Origin of the sequence: Aeromonas sp. Marseille-Q5825, from assembly GCF_946892685.1 — a bacterium.
Taxonomy (GTDB): domain Bacteria; phylum Pseudomonadota; class Gammaproteobacteria; order Enterobacterales; family Aeromonadaceae; genus Aeromonas; species Aeromonas rivipollensis.
This window is the reverse complement of sequence record NZ_CAMPOU010000001.1, coordinates 973,970-991,637: the sequence shown is the minus strand read 5'-3', so window position 1 is coordinate 991,637 and position 17,668 is coordinate 973,970. Positions and strand designations below refer to the sequence as shown.

18 protein-coding genes and 1 pseudogene are annotated in these 17,668 nt (G+C 63.5%); 10 read left to right on the top strand and 9 right to left on the bottom strand.

Annotated features, from left to right (window positions below; translation table 11 throughout):
* Positions 1–99 precede the first annotated feature (99 nt).
* The 3 genes from OC537_RS04615 (at position 100) to cdd (ending at position 2,253) form a co-directional block, all read left to right on the top strand.
* The gene (locus OC537_RS04615; protein ID WP_106887037.1) at positions 100–459 is read left to right on the top strand and encodes a CidA/LrgA family protein; all 360 of its coding nucleotides are present in this window, start codon (positions 100–102) and stop codon (positions 457–459) included.
* Entirely contained in the window at positions 456–1,142 is a 687-nt protein-coding gene (locus tag OC537_RS04610; RefSeq protein ID WP_262109832.1) for an LrgB family protein, read from the top strand. The genes OC537_RS04615 and OC537_RS04610 overlap by 4 nt, the downstream gene beginning before the upstream one ends.
* 229 nt (positions 1,143–1,371) lie before the next feature.
* Complete coding sequence (gene cdd / locus OC537_RS04605) at positions 1,372–2,253, top strand: cytidine deaminase (RefSeq protein WP_163149082.1); 882 nt, start codon at positions 1,372–1,374, stop codon at positions 2,251–2,253.
* A gap of 194 nt (positions 2,254–2,447) precedes the next feature.
* On the opposite strand, the gene OC537_RS04600 is transcribed toward cdd, so the two are convergent.
* From OC537_RS04600 to OC537_RS04590, 3 genes are all read right to left on the bottom strand, one after another.
* Complete coding sequence (locus OC537_RS04600; RefSeq protein WP_262109829.1) at positions 2,448–4,112, bottom strand: AMP-binding protein; 1,665 nt, start codon at positions 4,110–4,112, stop codon at positions 2,448–2,450.
* A gap of 99 nt (positions 4,113–4,211) precedes the next feature.
* On the bottom strand, positions 4,212–4,490 hold the full coding sequence (locus OC537_RS04595; protein ID WP_111910930.1) for a YfcL family protein: 279 nt from the start codon (positions 4,488–4,490) through the stop codon (positions 4,212–4,214).
* Between the two features lie 108 nt (positions 4,491–4,598).
* On the bottom strand, positions 4,599–5,714 hold the full coding sequence (locus OC537_RS04590) for an ATP-NAD kinase family protein (RefSeq protein ID WP_163137017.1): 1,116 nt from the start codon (positions 5,712–5,714) through the stop codon (positions 4,599–4,601).
* Between the two features lie 109 nt (positions 5,715–5,823).
* Here OC537_RS04590 and OC537_RS04585 point away from each other — a divergent pair, with 109 nt between their 5' ends.
* Positions 5,824–6,546 (top strand): TerC family protein, encoded by a 723-nt coding sequence (locus tag OC537_RS04585; RefSeq protein WP_404835121.1) that lies wholly within the window; start codon positions 5,824–5,826, stop codon positions 6,544–6,546.
* A gap of 81 nt (positions 6,547–6,627) precedes the next feature.
* On the opposite strand, the gene aroG is transcribed toward OC537_RS04585, so the two are convergent.
* From aroG to OC537_RS04560, 5 genes are all read right to left on the bottom strand, one after another.
* Positions 6,628–7,683: a 3-deoxy-7-phosphoheptulonate synthase AroG gene (gene aroG / locus OC537_RS04580; RefSeq protein ID WP_106887042.1), complete on the bottom strand. Its 1,056-nt coding sequence runs from the start codon at positions 7,681–7,683 to the stop codon at positions 6,628–6,630.
* 208 nt (positions 7,684–7,891) lie between these two features.
* Positions 7,892–9,172, bottom strand: coding sequence for a 3-phosphoshikimate 1-carboxyvinyltransferase (gene aroA, locus OC537_RS04575; protein WP_025326697.1), 1,281 nt, complete (start codon positions 9,170–9,172; stop codon positions 7,892–7,894).
* A gap of 310 nt (positions 9,173–9,482) precedes the next feature.
* Positions 9,483–10,571 carry a 3-phosphoserine/phosphohydroxythreonine transaminase gene (gene serC / locus OC537_RS04570; RefSeq protein WP_262109817.1) on the bottom strand — a complete coding sequence of 363 codons (1,089 nt, stop codon included), beginning with the start codon at positions 10,569–10,571 and terminating at the stop codon, positions 9,483–9,485.
* Between the two features lie 224 nt (positions 10,572–10,795).
* On the bottom strand, positions 10,796–11,725 hold the full coding sequence (locus tag OC537_RS04565) for an electron transfer flavoprotein subunit alpha/FixB family protein (RefSeq protein WP_262109810.1): 930 nt from the start codon (positions 11,723–11,725) through the stop codon (positions 10,796–10,798).
* 103 nt (positions 11,726–11,828) lie between these two features.
* On the bottom strand, positions 11,829–12,581 hold the full coding sequence (locus tag OC537_RS04560) for an electron transfer flavoprotein subunit beta/FixA family protein (protein WP_262109808.1): 753 nt from the start codon (positions 12,579–12,581) through the stop codon (positions 11,829–11,831).
* Positions 12,582–12,707: 126 nt separating this feature from the next.
* On the opposite strand from OC537_RS04560, the gene OC537_RS04555 reads away from it, so the two are divergent.
* The 6 genes and pseudogenes from OC537_RS04555 to OC537_RS04545 all read left to right on the top strand — a co-directional run bounded on the left by OC537_RS04555 (position 12,708) and on the right by OC537_RS04545 (position 16,627).
* Positions 12,708–14,378, top strand: coding sequence for an electron transfer flavoprotein-ubiquinone oxidoreductase (locus tag OC537_RS04555; protein WP_262109806.1), 1,671 nt, complete (start codon positions 12,708–12,710; stop codon positions 14,376–14,378).
* A 17-nt stretch (positions 14,379–14,395) separates the two neighbouring features.
* Positions 14,396–14,575, top strand: coding sequence for a 4Fe-4S dicluster domain-containing protein (locus tag OC537_RS20660; RefSeq protein ID WP_410050458.1), 180 nt, complete (start codon positions 14,396–14,398; stop codon positions 14,573–14,575).
* A complete protein-coding gene (locus tag OC537_RS20655) occupies positions 14,505–14,675 on the top strand; it encodes a 4Fe-4S dicluster domain-containing protein (RefSeq protein ID WP_410050457.1) in 171 nt (56 codons plus the stop codon). The genes OC537_RS20660 and OC537_RS20655 overlap by 71 nt, the downstream gene beginning before the upstream one ends.
* 10 nt (positions 14,676–14,685) lie before the next feature.
* A pseudogene (locus OC537_RS20650) lies at positions 14,686–14,775 on the top strand (4Fe-4S dicluster domain-containing protein); the annotation flags it as partial.
* Positions 14,776–15,085: 310 nt separating this feature from the next.
* The gene (gene corA, locus OC537_RS04550) at positions 15,086–16,033 is read left to right on the top strand and encodes a magnesium/cobalt transporter CorA (RefSeq protein ID WP_005332981.1); all 948 of its coding nucleotides are present in this window, start codon (positions 15,086–15,088) and stop codon (positions 16,031–16,033) included.
* Positions 16,034–16,165: 132 nt separating this feature from the next.
* Positions 16,166–16,627: a DUF2919 domain-containing protein gene (locus OC537_RS04545; RefSeq protein ID WP_262109804.1), complete on the top strand. Its 462-nt coding sequence runs from the start codon at positions 16,166–16,168 to the stop codon at positions 16,625–16,627.
* An 18-nt stretch (positions 16,628–16,645) separates the two neighbouring features.
* Here OC537_RS04545 and OC537_RS04540 read toward each other — a convergent pair whose 3' ends face one another.
* Entirely contained in the window at positions 16,646–17,392 is a 747-nt protein-coding gene (locus tag OC537_RS04540) for a hypothetical protein (RefSeq protein ID WP_262109802.1), read from the bottom strand.
* Positions 17,393–17,668 lie beyond the last annotated feature (276 nt).

Below are 17,668 nucleotides of genomic sequence, written 5' to 3'. Positions count from 1 at the left end.
CGGGGCCATTGTATCCCCTGTGGGTCAGTTGACCCTGTTCCATGCCCCCCGTGCCTGTTAAACTGCGACCTCGCTCACAGTTGCCAAGATGAGGCCCCCGTGTTGTTGCAACGCGCCTTGCGCTACCTTCGTGATTTTCTGGTCATCATCGCCTGCCTGCTGGCGGGCAAGGTCCTGGCCGCCCTGCTACCCTTCGCCTTCCCCGGCAGCATCATCGGCATGCTGCTGCTGTTCGTGCTGCTCTCTTTGCAGCTGATCCGCTTCTCCTGGGTCGAGCAGGGGGGCGGCCTGCTGCTCCGTCACATGGGGGTCCTGTTCGTGCCGGTCGCCGTCGGTCTGGTGGCCTGGCTCGAGCCCCTGCGTCAATCCTTCGGCCTCATCATGCTCTGCGTGGTGCTCGGCATAGTGCTGATCCTGGGCGCCGTCGGCCATCTCTACCAAAGGATGAACAGACAATGATGTTCTGGTTGGCCATTCCCCTGACCCTGGCGCTCTATTTCATGACCCGGGCCCTCTACCGCCGCCTGCCCTGGCCCGTCATCAATCCTGTGCTTATCCCCACCGCCGTCATCATTGGCCTGCTGCTCTGGCTGGATCTGCCGCTGGATCAGTACCAGCGCGGTACCGCCCCCATCACTGCCCTGCTGGAGCCCGCCGTGGTGGCGCTGGCGCTGCCCCTCTACCAGCAGGCCCGCCAGATCCGGGACAAGCTCAAGCCCATCGTCCTCTGCACCCTCACCTCTGTGCTCATCTCGGTCTGCACCACCTTGGGCATTGGCCACCTGATGGGGGCGGATCCGGCCCTGCTCGCCTCCATCGCCACCAAGTCCATCACCACGCCGCTCGCCATGAGCGTCAGCCAGTCCCTCGGCGGCATTCCCGCCATCGCCGCCGCCGTGGTGGTGGTGGTGGGGATATTGGGGGCCCTGATAGGCTATCCCCTGCTCAGGCTGATGCGGGTGACCGACCCCGAGGCCCAGGGGCTCGCCATGGGGGCCTGCGCCCACGCCATCGGCACCGCCGCCTCTGCCGAGCAGGGCGTCACCCAGGGGGCCTTCTCGTCGCTCGCCATGGTGGTGTGCGGCGTGCTGACCGCCGCCGTCGCCCCCCTGCTGTTTGCCCTCTATCACTGGCTGACCTGAGCCCGGCGCCACGCCCTCTGCCATGGCCGCCCCCTGCGGCCATGGCCTCTTTGCCCCTCCATACGACGCCACCATGCCCTCAGTGCTGCGAGCAAGTGCACAGATTGCGAAAGACAAACGTTTCCTTTACCATCCCCGGCCCTTTGCCCATCAAGGCGTGAGCGCGCTCACACATTTCGCCGCGCTTGCTCCCTACAATGGCCCCCCAATTGGCCTTTGAGGACACAGTATGCATCCCCGCTTTGCCAAGCCGTTCGAGACCCTTTCCGCCCCACTCCAGGCCGCCCTGCTGCCCATGCTGGGGGACGATTTCCAGGCCCGTTTTACCCCTGAGCAGGTGGCGACACTGAAAGCCGCCACCGGGCTCGACGATCGTGCCCTGCGCCTGGCCCTGCTGCCGCTGGCGGCCGCCTGCTCGGTCGCTCCCATCTCCAGGTTCTTCGTCGGCGCCATCGCCTGCGGCCTGAGCGGCAGCTGGTATTTTGGCGCCAACATGGAGTTTGCCGGTCAGGGGCTGTTCCACTCGGTGCACGCCGAGCAGTCCGCCATCTCCAACGCCTGGCTCGGCGGCGAGACCGGGATCAGTGAAATCACCGTCAACTACACCCCTTGCGGTCACTGCCGCCAGTTCATGAACGAGCTGAGCACCGCCAAGACCCTCAAAGTCTCCCTGCCGGACGACCTGAGCGAGCTGCAGTCCTTCCTGCCCCACTCCTTCGGCCCCGCCGATCTCGAGATCACCGATGCCCTGATGAGCCCCCAGGCCCACGACGAGCTGGTGCTCGAGAGCGACGACCCCCTGTGGCAGGCCGCGCTGGCCGCCGCCCGCCAGAGCTATGCCCCCTACAGCCAGGGCTATGCCGCTGTGGCGCTGCAGTTCGAGGATGGCCGCATCTTCTGCGGTCGCTACGCCGAGAACGCCGCCTTCAACCCAAGCCTGCCCCCCATGCAGATGGCCTGCGCCCACGCGGTGCTGGGTGGCGAGGAGCTCACCAGAGTCCGCCGCGCCGTGCTCTTGGAGAGCAAGGATGGCCAGATCAGCCAGCGGGATTCGGCCCAGTCGACCCTCAAGGCCCTGGGATCCGTCCAGCTGGAGTACCTGGCGGTCTGATCCTGCGCCGGAATGTATTAGGGGAGCCACTGGTTCCCCTTTTTGCATTAATTTTCCAAATACCTTCACCCCTGCCAGGCCCCCCGGATCATGGGTCTGCACTGGCCGCGACGCGCTGATTTGCGCCCAGTATGTATCAGGGGAGCCGCTGGCTCCCCTGATTTCATTGATATTCCAACTAGTGCGCGCCCCTGTCAGGACTCCCAGATGATGGTCCTGGCACCGGACCAGCGCTCGCCTATGTCCGCGTATTTTTGCTCCAGCAGGTGGCGGCGGATCTTCATGGTGGGGGTCAACACCCCGTTCTCGATATTCCAGGGGCTCTTGACCACCAGGATGCCGCGCAGGCGGGCATGGGATTCGAGCTGGCCGTTGACCCGGGTCAGGGCGGCCTCCAGCTGGGCATCGACCGCCCCCCTGTCCCCCTTCATGGCGCTCTCGGCGAGCTGCACCAGGGCGACCGGCTGCGGCATGCCGTAACCGATGACGCACAGCTGCTCTATGATGGGCTCCTGCCCCAGCATCCCCTCGATGGGCACGGGGGCCACGTACTTGCCCTTGGCGGTCTTGAACACGTCCTTCATGCGGCCCGTGATGGTGAGGTAGCCCTCCCTGTCCAGCTTGCCCATGTCGCCGGTGTGGAGCCAGCCATCGGCATCGATGGCCTCGGCGCTGTGCTCGGGATCCTTGTAGTAGCCCAGCATCATGCCGTCACAGCGGCAGAGGATCTCCCCCTCGTCGGAGATCTTGAGGGTCACCCCGGGGCCCGCCTTGCCGACAGAGCCTATCTTGTCGGCCCTGAAGGGGTAGTTGAGGGTGGAGTAGGCGTGGTTCTCGGTCATGCCCCAGGCCTCGGTGATCTCGAGGCCTATGCTGTGATACCACTCGAGCAGCGCCGGGGCCACCGGGGCCGAGCCGCAACCCAGCACCCGCGCCTGATCCAGCCCCAGCCCCTTTTGCAGCTTGCTCTTGATGAGACCCGAGATGAGCGGGATCTTGAGCAGCAGCGCCAGCTTCTTCTGGGGCAGCTTCTCGTGGATCTTGATGCGGAACATGGCCCACAGCCGCGGCACCGAGATGAAGACGGTGGGTCGGCAGCGCTTGACGTCGTCGATGAAGGTATCGAGGGACTCGGGGAAGGCGATGGTGGCGCCGCTGAACAGGCTGCCGCCGTAGATGTAGACCCGCTCGGTGATGTGGGCGAGGGGCAGGTAGGAGAAGCCGCGATCCGCAGCCGTCAGGGAGACCGCTTCCATCAGCTTCTCGCAGGACCAGGCGTAGCGCTCCACGCTCAGCATGGCGCCCTTGGGCTTGCCGGTGCTGCCTGAGGTGTAGACCAGGCTCAGCAGGGCGTCCGGCACCTGCGCCGGGCTGTCCGGGATGGGCTCATGGGCATCGAGCAGCGCGTCCCACTGGTGGGCCGCCGGCATGGTGTCATAGGGCAGCGCTATGCGCAGCAGATCCGCGGGCACCCCCGCCTCCTGGCTCTTCCAGTCGTCCAGCTTGCCGACGAAGATGGCCTTGGCCTCGCTGTGGCGCAGCACGTATTCGATGGTGTCGACGTTGGCGGTCGGATAGATGGGCACGCTCACGTACTGCCCCATCTGCATGGCGAGATCGGCGATAAACCACTCTGCGCAATTCTTGGAGAGCAGGGCCACCTTGTCCCCCGGGACCAGCCCCAGGGCACGCAGTGCCGTCACCATGCGGCGCGCCTCGTCGGCGACCTCACCCCAGGTGAAGTCGACGTATTCGCGGTTGATGGTCTGGCGAAGATAGATCCGGTCAGGACACTGCCGCTCCCAGTGATAGAGCATCTCGAGCGGCAGTTTGGTGGCAATGCGTGAGGTGGAGGCCATAGTTTAATCCCTGAAACAAAAGGCGAGCCTCATTATTAACCTTTTGATAACACTCAGGGAAGCAGATTACTTAAACTTCTGTTTGAATTGCGAATGGGATCAAGCTTCCGCCTGCTGCTGCAGCCGCTTCCACATGGCTTGTACCAGCACCTCATCCTGCTCGGAGAGCTCCCCCTGCAAGATGGCCTCGTTCAGGCTGCGCAGCACATAGCTCTTTACGTCCCGCACTAGCGTCTTGCCCTCCAGCTCGGCGCGCGCCACCGCGAGCGAGATATGACCCCGCAGGTAGCCGCCCGCAAACAGCTCGTCCTCGCTGGCCGTGGCGACCATGGCGTCGATCAGTCCCAACAACTTGTGTTCAAAATCGTGAATCGTCATTTAACGCAGCCTCATTTCCGGGATTGCCGGCAAAAAATTCGGGGGAGTGGAACCGCGATCCGGTTGATCGCGGCTCTCTGGCGCCAGGCCAGCCGCATCCTTGATGTCCTATTCCGGGTTGGCCACCGGGTAGATGACCTGATCCTTGTATCCCGTGGTTATGCGCAGATAACCACGTAACGACCGGTTCAGTGCCGGGTCATCGGTATCCACCAGCAGCGGACGTCCCTCGAGGGCCGCCAGCTTGGACTTGGTGGCGAGCACCTGAATATGGTCTCGCCCGACGGCCCGGATCACCTCTGGACTCAGTTGCTGATTTCCGCGCCCGAACAGATGTCCCTGACCACCGATCAGGGTAATGATCAGGCGGCAGCGACGACCGCGGATCCGGGTCAGGATCTCGGCGGCGCTGAGATCCTGCCCGATAAGTTGGCCATTTTCCACCAGATCCACACCGAGCAAGGTATTTTCCAGACCCAGCTCTGCCATGCAAGCGGCCACTGTGCTCCCCGACCCCATCAGATAGAGGGTGTCAGGCTCCATCTGCTCCACCACGCCGGCGGCGAGATCGGCGAGCACCAGCTCCTCGGACTCCCGCCCGCCCTGCTTGACCGCCTGGACGTAACGCAGATCCCCGGGCACCAGCAGCTGGCCGTAGTGGCGGGCGCGCACCTTGCCCGCCCGAAACGCCTCTTCGTCGATGTCCATCACCTCGGCATCCACCAGGCTCAGCAGCTCCCCTGCTATCATCCGCGCCGCCACCCGGCCGCTCGCCGTCGGGGTCACGCCGTAGACCCCGGAGTGGATCTTGCACCCCGCCGGGATGCCGAGCACATGGCAGGACTCCCCCACAGCCGCGCAGATGTCCCGGGCTGTGCCATCCCCACCGGCAAAGAGCAGCAGATCCACCCCGGCTTCCCGCAGGGCCAGGGCGGCGGCCCGGGTATCCTCGGCGCACGTCTGGGCCCCGGCGGGCTGGTAGAGGATGCGGTGAGGCAAATGCAGCTCGGCGGCGAGCGTCTCCCCCATCTCTCCCGCCACCGTCAGCAGCTCGAACTGGTCTGTGAGCGAGCACAGGGGCAGAAGGGCCTGACGGGCCCGCTCCCGGGCCTTGGGCATGGCGCCCCGCGCCAGCGCCTCGGCCACCATGCCGTCGCTGCCCTTGAGACCGACCGCACCGCCAATGCCGGCGATGGGGTTGATGATGAGCCCTAATCGAAACATGTTTTCCTCCCGTTGGATGGCTGCCATTTTTATCTTTTCGCGCTACTGGGACAAGCCATAACCCCCTGCTAGAATGCGCTGCTTCAAATTTTTCAACCAAGGTTCAATCATGCTGGAATGGATTGCTGACCCCTCAGCCTGGGTGGCGCTCGCCACCCTGACCCTGCTCGAGATCGTGCTGGGCATCGACAACATCATCTTTATCTCCATCCTGGTGGGGCGACTGCCGGAGGCTCAACGCCAGAAGGCGCGGATCCTCGGGCTGGGGCTTGCCATGGGCACCCGCATCCTGCTGCTGCTCTCCCTGGCCTGGGTGATGCGCCTCACCGAGCCGCTGTTCAGCATGCTGGATGAAGCCATCTCGGGCCGGGATCTCATCCTGCTGGTGGGGGGCCTGTTCCTCATCGCCAAGAGTACCCACGAGATCCACCAGAGCCTGGAGGGCGCCGCCGAGGAGCCCGGCATGGTGAGCAAGACCGCCGGCTTCATGTCGACACTGGTGCAGATCGCCATCCTCGACATCATCTTCAGCCTGGATTCCGTCATCACAGCGGTCGGCATGGCGGATCACGTGCCCGTCATGGTGCTGGCCATCATGATCGCCGTCGGCGTCATGATGTTTGCCGCCAAGGCCATAGGTGACTTCGTCGACGAGCACCCCACCATCAAGATGCTGGCGCTCGCCTTCCTGATCCTGGTCGGGGTTGCCCTGGTCGGCGAGGGGTTGGACATGCACATTCCGAAGGGTTACATCTACTTCGCCATGGCCTTCTCGCTGGTGGTGGAGATGATCAACATCCGCCTGCGCGGTCATCAGGAGCGGGCCAAGTAAGCCCCTCTTTGAGCCAACAAAAAGCGCGACCCTGGGGTCGCGCTTTTTTATTGCCGTGAGCGGGGCATCCCCGCCCCGGCCTCAGAGTGCGTTGCGGGTGGCGACCGCATCCGCCAGATTGCGCAGCAGCACCTCGGTATCGGCCCAGCCGATGCAGGCATCCGTGATGCTCTGACCGAAGGTGAGTTCGCACCCTTCCACCAGATCCTGACGGCCTTCCACCAGGTGGCTCTCCACCATGACGCCGAACACCGCCTTGCTGCCGGCGCGCAGCTGACCGGCCACGTCCTCGGCCACCAGCATCTGGTTCTTGAACTGCTTGCTGCTGTTGGCGTGGCTGAAGTCGATCATCACCTTCTGGGGCAGACCGGCCTTGTCCAGCCCTTTCACCACTTCATCCACGTGGGCGGCGCTGTAGTTCGGCTCGCGGCCACCGCGCAATATGATGTGACAATCCGGGTTGCCGGCGGTCGAGACGATGGCGGAGTGACCGTACTTGGTCACCGACAGGAAGTGGTGCGGGGCGCTGGCGGCGCCGATGGCATCGATGGCCACCTTGATGGTGCCGTCGGTGCCGTTCTTGAAGCCCACCGGGCAGGAGAGACCTGAGGCCAGCTCGCGGTGCACCTGGGATTCGGTGGTACGGGCCCCGATGGCGCCCCAGCTCATCAGATCCGCCACGTATTGCGGGGTGATCATGTCGAGGAACTCGGAGGCGGTCGGCAGCCCCATGTCGTTGAGATCCAGCAGCAGCTTGCGACCCAGGCGCAGGCCGTCGTTGATCTGGCAGCTGTTGTCGAGGTAGGGGTCGTTGATCAGCCCCTTCCAGCCCACTGTGGTGCGCGGCTTCTCGAAATAGACCCGCATCACGATTTCCAGCTGGCCCTTGAGCTCGTCGCGCAAGGTCTTGAGGCGCTTGCCGTATTCCAGCGCGGCAACCGGATCGTGGATGGAGCAGGGGCCGATCACCACCAGCAGGCGCTGATCTTCACCGGCCAGGATCTGATGGATGGCCTGGCGGGATTCAAACACGGTATTTGATGCGGTCTCGGTCGCCGGAAACTTCTCAAGCACCGCAACCGGGGGCAATAACTCTTTGATTTCACTGATACGAACGTCGTCGGTTTGATGCTGCATGACCAAGTTTCCTGCTAAATGACTGCGATGAAGAAACTTCAATCTAGCCCGCGACCGGGACGGTGTAAATAGAAAATTACATTCTTGGACAAGGAATTTTATCGGCGCACCTTGCAAGTTTGGATAATGCTGCTAGGGGTGTTGGCAAACCGGGGGAGAAGACGGGAGGCAGAAACGAACGGGCCCGCACAAGGCGGGCCCGACGGACTTAAGCCTGGCTGATGCTGGCCAGCTTGGTGAAGTAGTCCGGGAAGGTCTTGGAGGTACAACCCGGATCATTGATGGTGACCGCGGTATCGGACAGCGCCACCAGGGAGAAGCACATGGCGATGCGGTGATCGTTGTAGGTATCGATCTCGGCGTGCTTGAGCTGCTCCGGCGGGGTGACGGCGATGAAGTCGTGCCCCTCCTCCACTTCCACGCCCAGCTTGCGCAGCTCGGTCGCCATGGCGTGCAGGCGATCCGTCTCCTTCACACGCCAGTTGTAGATGTTGCGAATGGCGGTGGGCCCCTTCGCAAACAGCGCCGCGACGGCTATGGTCATGGCCGCATCCGGGATGTGGTTCATGTCCATGTCGACGCCGTGCAGAGGTGCCTGCTCGGCCTCGATGAAGTCGTCGCCCCAGGTGATGCGGGCGCCCATCTTCTCCAGCACGTCGGCGAAGTGGATGTCCCCCTGGATGCTGTGCTTGCCGATGCCGGTGACCCGCACCTTGCCCTTGATGGCGCCTGCCGCGAGGAAGTAGGAGGCGCTGGAGGCATCCCCTTCCACCAGGAAGTCGCCGGGGCTGACATAGGTCTGGTTACCCTTGATGTAGAACACCTTGTAGTCGTCGTGCTCGATGACCACACCAAACTGCTTCATGATGTGCAGTGTGATGTCGATGTAGGGCTTGGAGACCAGCTCCCCCTTGATGTGGATGCGGGTGTCGCCGGCCGCCATGGGGGCCGCCATCAGGAAGGCGGTCAGGAACTGGCTGGAGACGGAGCCGTCGACGTGCACGTCGCCGCCCCACAGACCCTTGGCATCCACCACCAGGGGCGGATAGCCATCTTTTTTCAGGTACTGGATATGGGCGCCCGCTTCCCGCAGGGCATCCACCAGATGACCGATGGGACGCTCTTCCATGCGCGGTTCGCCCCCCAGCATGTACTCACCGGAGCCCAGACAGAGCGCGGCGCAGAGCGGGCGCATGGCGGTGCCGGCGTTGCCGAGGAAGAGGTTGACCGGTGCCGATACCGCAAAGCTGCGACCCAGGCCATGCACGGTGCACTCTGTCTTGTCGGCGGAGAGCTTGTACTTGACCCCGAGCTGGGTCAGCGCCGCCAGCATGTGGCGGATGTCATCGCTGTCGAGCAGGTTGGTCAGCCGGGTAGTGCCCCGTGCCAGTGCTGCCAGCAGCAGGGCACGGTTAGAGACACTTTTGGAGCCAGGCAGATTGACCACCCCGGCCACGCTAGAAATGGGTTCCAAACGCAACGAATTCATAGACTTCCTGTACAATCTCAAGTAAATCACCTGACCGGACGTTAACAGCCCACGCCCCGCGCGGCAAGACCGTCTGTGGCACAAAACCGGGGCAACCGGGCTGGCGGTCAGGATCTTCTGGAAAAACAGACGCCGGGGAGTCCCCGGCGCCTTGCATCAACGGCAATACCCTGGCTGTTCACGCTCTGTCGCGAGAGGTCGTCAACAAGGTGAAGCGCAGCACAGGAACCGGAGTTGATACCCATCAATGAGGTTCCGCGCAGCACATGAGCCTTGATCACGGCGTCGCAGCCAGCGCGTGAGCGGCGGCTCAACCGTGGCGCTTGGCAAAACCATCCATAAAGCTCACCAGGGCCTTGACCCCTTCCAGCGGCATGGCGTTGTAGAGGCTGGCACGCATGCCGCCGACGATGCGGTGCCCCTTGAGCGCCAGCAGACCGGCGGCTTCCGACTCGGCCAGGAACTGCTTGTCCAGGGCCTCGTTCTTGAGCTGGAAGGGCACGTTCATGCGGGAGCGGCAGGCCAGGTCCACCTTGTTGCCGTAGAAGCTGGAGTCGTCGAGGTAGCCGTAGAGGAAGTCGGCCTTCGCCTTGTTGCGCGCCTCCATCGCCTCCAGCCCGCCCTGTTCTTTGAGCCACTCGAACACCAGGCCGGCCAGATACCAGGCGTAGGTGGGGGGGGTGTTGAACATGGAGTCGTTCTTGGCGGTGAGCTGGTAGTCAAAGATCGAGGGCACGTCGGCTCTCGCCTGGTTCAGCAGGTCGTCCCGCACTATGGCGATAGCCAGACCGGACGGGCCTATGTTCTTCTGGGCACCGGCGTAGAGGATGCCGAAGCGGCTCACGTCGATGGGACGGGAGAGGATGGTGGAGGAGAGATCCGCCACCAGGGGCACATCGCCGGTGGCCGGGATGTCGAACATCTCTATGCCATCGATGGTTTCGTTCGGGCAGTAGTGCACATAGGCCGCATCGGCGCGAAACGCCGGGGTCGGCAGCAGGTGGCTTATCCCCTGCTCGTTCTTCGCCACCCCCTTGAAGGTCTGGATGTCCCCGTATTTCTGGGCCTCATCCACGGCGCTCTGGGCCCAGACGCCGGTCAGCAGGTAATCGGCCTTTTTATTGGCGCCGCCGAGCAGGTTCATGGGCACGGCAGAGAACTGGCCGCGACCGCCACCGTGCATGAACAACACCTTGTAGTTGTCCGGCACCGCCAGCAAGTCGCGCAGATCGGCTTCGGCCTTCTCGGCGACCGCCATATAGGGCTTGCCGCGATGGGAGAGCTCCATGACCGAGGCTCCCAGCCCCTGGAAATTACAAAATTCGCGCTGGGCGCGCTCCATGACTTCAACCGGCAACATGGCGGGGCCGGCGCAGAAGTTGTAAATCTGTTTGCTCATGACGCTTTCCGTGAATGGATGAGAGTGATCGATGACTTGTCTGGTTTTACACAAGAGCCGCCCCAGGATCAAAGGCTTTTTGGGAGCTGGCTCAACCTTTTGTCGCCCGCCCCGGCTCAGGCCATGATGAAAAAAGCCCTGAACGGGCCAGGGCTTGCAGAGAACATGCATGGAAACGGGGGCGAGACAGCACAGACGGCTTTCTGTGCCCCTTTTTGGCAAATTTACAGCTTGGCGGTGAGCTCCGGCAGCAGGGTGAAGAGATCTCCCACCAGGCCATAGTCCGCCACCTGGAAGATGGGGGCTTCCGGGTCCTTGTTGATGGCGACTATCACCTTGGACTCCTTCATCCCCGCCAGGTGCTGGATGGCCCCCGAGATGCCGATGGCGATGTAGAGCTCGGGGGCCACTATCTTGCCGGTCTGGCCCACCTGCAGATCGTTGGCGACAAAACCCGCATCCACCGCGGCCCGAGAGGCCCCGACCGCGGCCCCCAGCTTGTCGGCCAGGGCGTCAATCAGGGCAAACTGCGCCTTGGAGCCGAGCGCCCGCCCCCCCGAGACCACCACCCGCGCCGCGCCGAGCTCGGGCCGTGCGGATCGCACCGCACGCCGCTCGATGAGCCGGGTGCGGCAGGCCAGCTCGGGGACGGGAAGGTGCTCGACCCTGGCCTCAGCCCCCCCGATCTCGGCGCAAGGGAAGGCCGATGCCCGTATGCTGAGCACCTTGACGGGCGCCGTGCTCGCCACCCGGGCAATGGCGTTGCCCGCATAGAGGGGGCGCAGGAAGGTATCGGGCCCCTCTATGTCCGTCACCTCGGAGATCATCTCCACCCCCAGCCTGGCCGCCACCCGTGGCAGCAGATCCTTGCCGTGGCTGCTCGCCGCCATCAGGCAGTGCTGATAATCCCGCACCACGGGAGTCAGCAGCCGATCGATACCGTCATTGAGCCCTTCCGCCAGCATGGGGTGTTCGGCCAGCAGCACCCGGGTGACTCCCTGCAAGGAGGCCGCCTGCTCCCCCGCCTCCGCCAGCCCCTGGCCCAGCAGCAGCAGGTGGACCTCGGCGTCGAGCCGGGTCGCCGCCGTGACCAGACGGGCGGCGCTGTCCGCCAGCTGGCCCTGATGATGTTCGGCAATAATGAGTACGCTCATGGCTGCACCTTGATGTCGTCCGTTGTTGTTCCTGTCTGTTCGCCAACGCGCCGGCTGGCGGCAGCCAGCCGGCGCGCGAGATAGGCCGTGACCCTGCATGCGTTCATGGGATCACCTTGGCTTCGTGCTTGAGCCTGTCCAGCAGCTCGTCCACCGAGCCCACCCTGATGCCGGCGCGCCGGGGGGCTGGCGCCATCACCCCGAGCAGCCGGGTCTGACCGGCAGGCTCGACCCCAAGGGCCGCAAAGGGGGCGATCTCAATCGGCTTGCGCTTGGCCTTCATGATGTTGGGCAGCGACGCGAAGCGAGGCTCGTTCAGCCGCAGGTCCACCGTCACCACGGCGGGCAGCCCCATACCGAGGGTCTCGAGACCACCGTCTATCTCGCGGGTCACCTGCAGCTCCCCCTCCACCAGCTTGATGGCGGAGGCGAAGGTGGCGAGCGGCCAGTCGCAGAGGGCCGAGAGCATCTGGCCGACCTGGTTGTTGTCAGAGTCGATGGACTGCTTGCCGAGCAGCACCAGGCTGGGCTGCTCCCGCTCGCACACCTTTTGCAGGGCGCGGGCCACGGTGAGCGGGGTCAGGGTCTCGTCGGTGACATAGTGCAGGGCCCGATCCGCCCCCAGCGCCAGGGCATGGCGCAGCTGTTCGGCCGCCGCCTCGGGGCCCAGGGTCACCACCACCAGCTCGGTGGCCACCCCGGCTTCGCGCAGCCTCACCCCCTCCTCCACCGCGATCTCACAAAACGGGTTGATGCCCATCTTCACATTGGCGAGCTCCACATCGGAGCCATCGCTCTTGACCCGGATCTTGACGTTGAAATCAACGACCCGTTTGACAGCGACCAGCAGCTTCATGGCGGTCATCCCTCGTATCGGTTGAGTGAATCCATTTTGCACTCTCACACTTTTATGCTGACAAAATGGTTTACGTTTACGTAAACTACCAGCATTACCCTAGGCCAAGTCGAGCGCAGAGGCAAGATGGAACGCGAAGCAATGGAATTTGATGTCGTCATCGTCGGTGGCGGCCCGGCTGGCCTCAGTGCCGCCATCGCATTGAAGCAGCAGGCCCCGGATCTCTCGGTCTGCCTGCTGGAGAAGGGGGCGGAAGTGGGCGCCCATCTGCTCTCCGGCGCCCTGCTCGATCCCGTTGCCCTCAAGGAGCTGCTGCCGGCGCGCTGGCAAGAGGCGCCCCTCGGCGTACCGGTTACGGATGATCAGGTCCATCTGCTGCAAAGCGCGTCGCGCGCCCTGCAACTGCCCAACTGGACGGTGCCGCCGCGGATGCACAACGACGGCTGCCACATCATCAGCCTCGGCAACCTCTGCCGCTGGCTCGCCCGGGAGGCCGAGGCGCTCGGGGTCGAGATCTACCCCGGCTTCGCGGCGAGCGAACTCATAGTGGAAGAGAGCAGGATAAGAGGGGTGGTAACAGGGGATCTGGGTCTCGACAAAGAGGGCAACCCCAAGGCGGATCACGTGCCCGGCATGGCGCTCTATGGTCGCTACACCCTGTTCGCCGAGGGGGCCCGCGGCCACCTCGGCAAGCAGCTGATCGCCCAATTCCATCTGGAAAACACCGCCCAGCCCCAGCACCAACCCCAGCACTATGCCATCGGCTTCAAGGAGCTGTGGCAGGTGCCCGCCAGCCAGTCTCATCCCGGCCGCGTGCTGCACGGCAGCGGCTGGCCGCTCGGGGAGCAGCGGGGCAGCAAGAGTCAGGGGGGCTTTTATCTCTATCATCTGGCGGATAATCAGGTGGCGGTGGGCCTCATCGTCGATCTCAACTACCAGAATCCCTGGCTCAGCCCCTTCGACGAGTTCCAGCGCCTCAAGCACCACCCTCTCATCACCGCAACATTGCAGGGGGGGGAGCGCATCAGCTACGGCGCCCGGGCCATCACCAAGGGGGGCTGGCACTCATTGCCACGCATGCATTTCCCCGGCGGCCTGCTCATCGGCTGCGATGCAGGCACCCTGGATTTCTCCCGCATCAAGGGCATTCACACCGCCATGAAGTCCGGCATGCTGGCGGCCGGCACTGTCGCCATGAGCCTGCGCGGCGGCGATGAGGGCGGGCGGGATCTCGCCGAGTATGGCGATGCGCTGCAACAGAGCTGGCTGGCCCGGGAGTTGATCGCGGCCCGCAACTTCGGCGCCGCCCTGCACCGCTTCGGCCCCTGGCTAGGCGGCGCCTTCAACTGGCTGGAGCAGCGGCTGTTTGCCCGCGCCTCTCCTTTTACCCTGCTGGACAAGGAGCCGGACTACCGCCAACTGCGCCTGGCCAGCCGCTGCCAGCCCATCGACTACCCCAAGCCGGACGGGCGGCTCAGCTTTGACAAGCTCTCTTCGGTGTATCTGGCCAACACCAGCCACGACGAGGATCAGCCCTGCCACCTCAAGTTGCAGGACGAGCGCATTCCGGTGACTGTCAACCTGCCCACCTGGGCGGAGCCCGCCCAGCGCTACTGCCCGGCCGGGGTCTTTGAGATCATTGAGGCCGAGACCCAGAACGCAGAGCAGCAGCCCCGTTTGCAGATCAACGCGGCCAACTGCATCCACTGCAAGACCTGCGACATCAAGGATCCCAGCCAGAATATCGTCTGGACGCCACCCCAGGGAGGCTCCGGCCCCAACTATCCCAATATGTGAGATGGGCAAACGGATGTATGACATCAAGGATGCTCAGCCCCAGAACATCGTCTGGACCCCGCCCCAGGGAGGCTCGGGTCCCAACTACCCCAATATGTGATGATGCAAGGACCTGCAACATCAAGGATGCTCAGCCCCAGAACATCGCCTGGACCCCGCCTCAGGGAGGCTCCGGCCCCAACTACCCCAATATGTGAGATAGGCAAACGGGCCTGTGACATCAAGGATGCGCAGCCCCAGAACATCGCCTGGACCCCGCCTCAGGGAGGATCCGGCCCCAACTATCCCAATATGTGAGATAGGCAAACGGACCTGTGACATCAAGGATGCTCAGCCCCAGAACATCGTCTGGACACCGCCCCAGGGAGGCTCTGGCCCCAACTACCCAAATATGTGACCAGTGCGGCCCAGATCTGAGTCTGGAAACGCCAAAGATGCCCAGTCCCGGGGAGGCGAGGCAGCGCATTCTTTAAAGCGGTAACGGGATGCCGGCAGCTGCTCCGACCTCGCCGTTTTTTTGAGCAAACAGGCTGAACCCCCGATGAATAGCCCCTGACAAGCGGGGCCCGCCCCTGTATAGTTCGCCGCATTCAGGTTGTCCATCGGCCTCGTTATGCTATTTCATGGGATCGCTTTCTGTGCGATCTAGGGCCGCATGAACCTGTGCAACCATCCCTGATTACCCACGACTTCTTAAGGGGGGACAGATGATCACCGCCTACATTCTCAATAACAAGGTGCTGGACATAGTCACGCTCGGGCCGGACGACATAGTCCCCGACAACACCGTCTGGCTGGATGCCTACAAGCCGGACACGGCGGAGCGAGAATGGTTGACGGGCCTCTTCCTGGAAGAGGTGCCCGACAAGGAAGAGCTGGACGACATCGAGGCCTCCGCCCGTTTCTACTGGGACACAGATGGTCTGCACATCCACTCCCTGTTCCCCCAGCGGATCGGCCGCGACACCAAGGGTGTCCACGTCTCCTTTACCCTGCGCAACAACCTGCTGATCAGCATTCGCGAGGATGACATCGGCCTGGTGCGCCTGCTGCGCCACTACATGCGTCAGGACAGGCTGGAGGTGGAGAACGCCCTCGACATCCTGCTGGAGGTGCAGAACCTCAAGGTGGAGTACCTCTCGGACCTCATCGAAGATGGCTACAAGACCCTGGAGAACACCGCCGATCAGATCTTCGAGCCGGATCAGATCAACTCCATGCTCAAGGAGCTGATGGCCCAGGAAGAGGCCAACGGCCAGATCCGTCTCTCCCTGCACGATACCCGCCGAGCCCTGCGCTTTCTGAAACGCAGCCTGCGCCAGCGGATGACAGGGGAGCAGAACAAGTGGATCGACGAGATGCTGCACGATGTGGAGTCCCTCTTGCCCCACACCCAGTTCCTGTTCGACAAGATCAACTTCCAGCTGGAGGCCTCCATGGGGGTGACCAATCTGGAGCAGAACAAGGTGATCAAGATCTTCTCGGTGGCCGCGGTGATCTTCCTGCCCCCCACCCTGATCGCCAGCATCTACGGCATGAACTTCGGCCGCATGCCGGAGCTCGCCTGGGAATACGGCTATCAGATGTCCCTGGTGCTGATGGTGATGTCGTCGCTCGGCACCGGCCTCTTCTTCAAGCGCAAGGGCTGGCTGTAACGCCATCCGGCATCAGACAAGCCAAGCAGAGATTGGGGGGCACTGGCCCCCCGATTAATTCCCCCGCCTTGCAAAGGGCCGCCCCCCGCCCCATATCCCCTGCATCTATAGTTCAACCCCGGAACGGGCCTTATGACCCTCTACCCCGAACATCGATATGACGATCACGGCCAACTGCGCCCGCCGCTCTGGTTCTGGCCCATCGCCCTCTTGCTGACCCGCTCGGTCTGGCTGTTTCTGATGGCCGGCGTCACCCGGGAGAGCGGCAGCGCCATCCTGACCCTCTTCTACCCGGACAAGATGAGCCTCTACATCAGCCTGCTGACGGACGTGCCCGCCATGCTGGCACTGCTCGCCTTTGGCGGCACCTATCAGCAGACTAACAGCCTGCGCGCCTGGCTCAGACGCCACAGCCGGGGCCTGTTGCTCTGCTCCACCGCGAGCGGTCTGCTGATGCAGTTGCACAGCCTCAATCTGCAAAAGTGGTCATTTAGCTGGCCCACCGCCCTGGTGCTGGTCGCCAGCCTCTGGGCGCTCTGGTATCTGCTCAAGAGCCGTCAGTTGCGGGATTACACCCAGGATCAACCCCATTAATGGCCGCCGTCGTCCGCCTCATTGACGGGTGACCCGGATCTGCAGGGTCTGGCGTTCACTGCCGCTCGCCACCCCGACCTGTGAAGGATTGGACAGCGCGGCCCCCTGACCCCCCTGACTGGTGGAGAGTTCCCCCACCGTCAGCCACTGCCCCGGGGCGCCGCTCACCTCGGTGGCGCTCTGCCCGGTCTTGATGTCGCCGCGCTCCAGTCTGGCCTGCTCGCTGCTGAGCGCTATCTGTACCCTGTCCCCTATCAGGGTGGCGGTGGCGTAGAGGCCGCTTATCAGCGGCATCATGCCCACCACCCGACCCCCCTGCCAGCGATAGAAGGTGACCGGCTGATAGGAACCCATTTGCAGCAGCACGGGCCGCCCCGAGAGGCCGCGCACCTGCCAGTTGTCCTGCTGGGTGCGCTGGTAATCCTCAGCGCCCCCCTCCAGCAGCCACTGCCGCTTGGCGTTGTCATTGCCGATGCCTATCCCCGCCTGCCGGCTGCTGGACGCCCCCGCCACCCGCCACTCGATAAGCAGGCTCTGGGGCGGCTGGTTGAGCTGATCCAGCACCCTCTCGGCCTCCTGCAGTTGGTCGGGAGTACCGCTCAGCACCAGCTGGTTGCCCATGGCACTGACCCCAAGCTCGGGGTATAGCTCCTTGAGGGTCTGCACCATCCCTTCTGCCTCAAACACCGGTATGACCTTCACCTCGGCCCGCAGGGGCAAGGCCCAAAGCACGCAGCACCCGAGCACCCAACACCAAGCTCTCATCCTCGTCTCCCTCTTGCCGTCCCTTTTGCCGTCCCTTTTGCCGTCTCTCATGGCGTCTCTCTCATCACTCCTTGCCATCATGGGCCATGGCGCCCCGATTGCAATGGCAAGGGGCAAAACTGCCGGGCCCATGACGGAGTCATGAAGGTCCTTATCCGGCTCGTTTTCGAGCCCAAAGAAAAGACTCATTGAGAGACCACTCAATACAAATAAAAATGGTTATCATTTGTTGTCACAACAATATCCCTCGGATACAATTCGGACTCATTTTTTCGA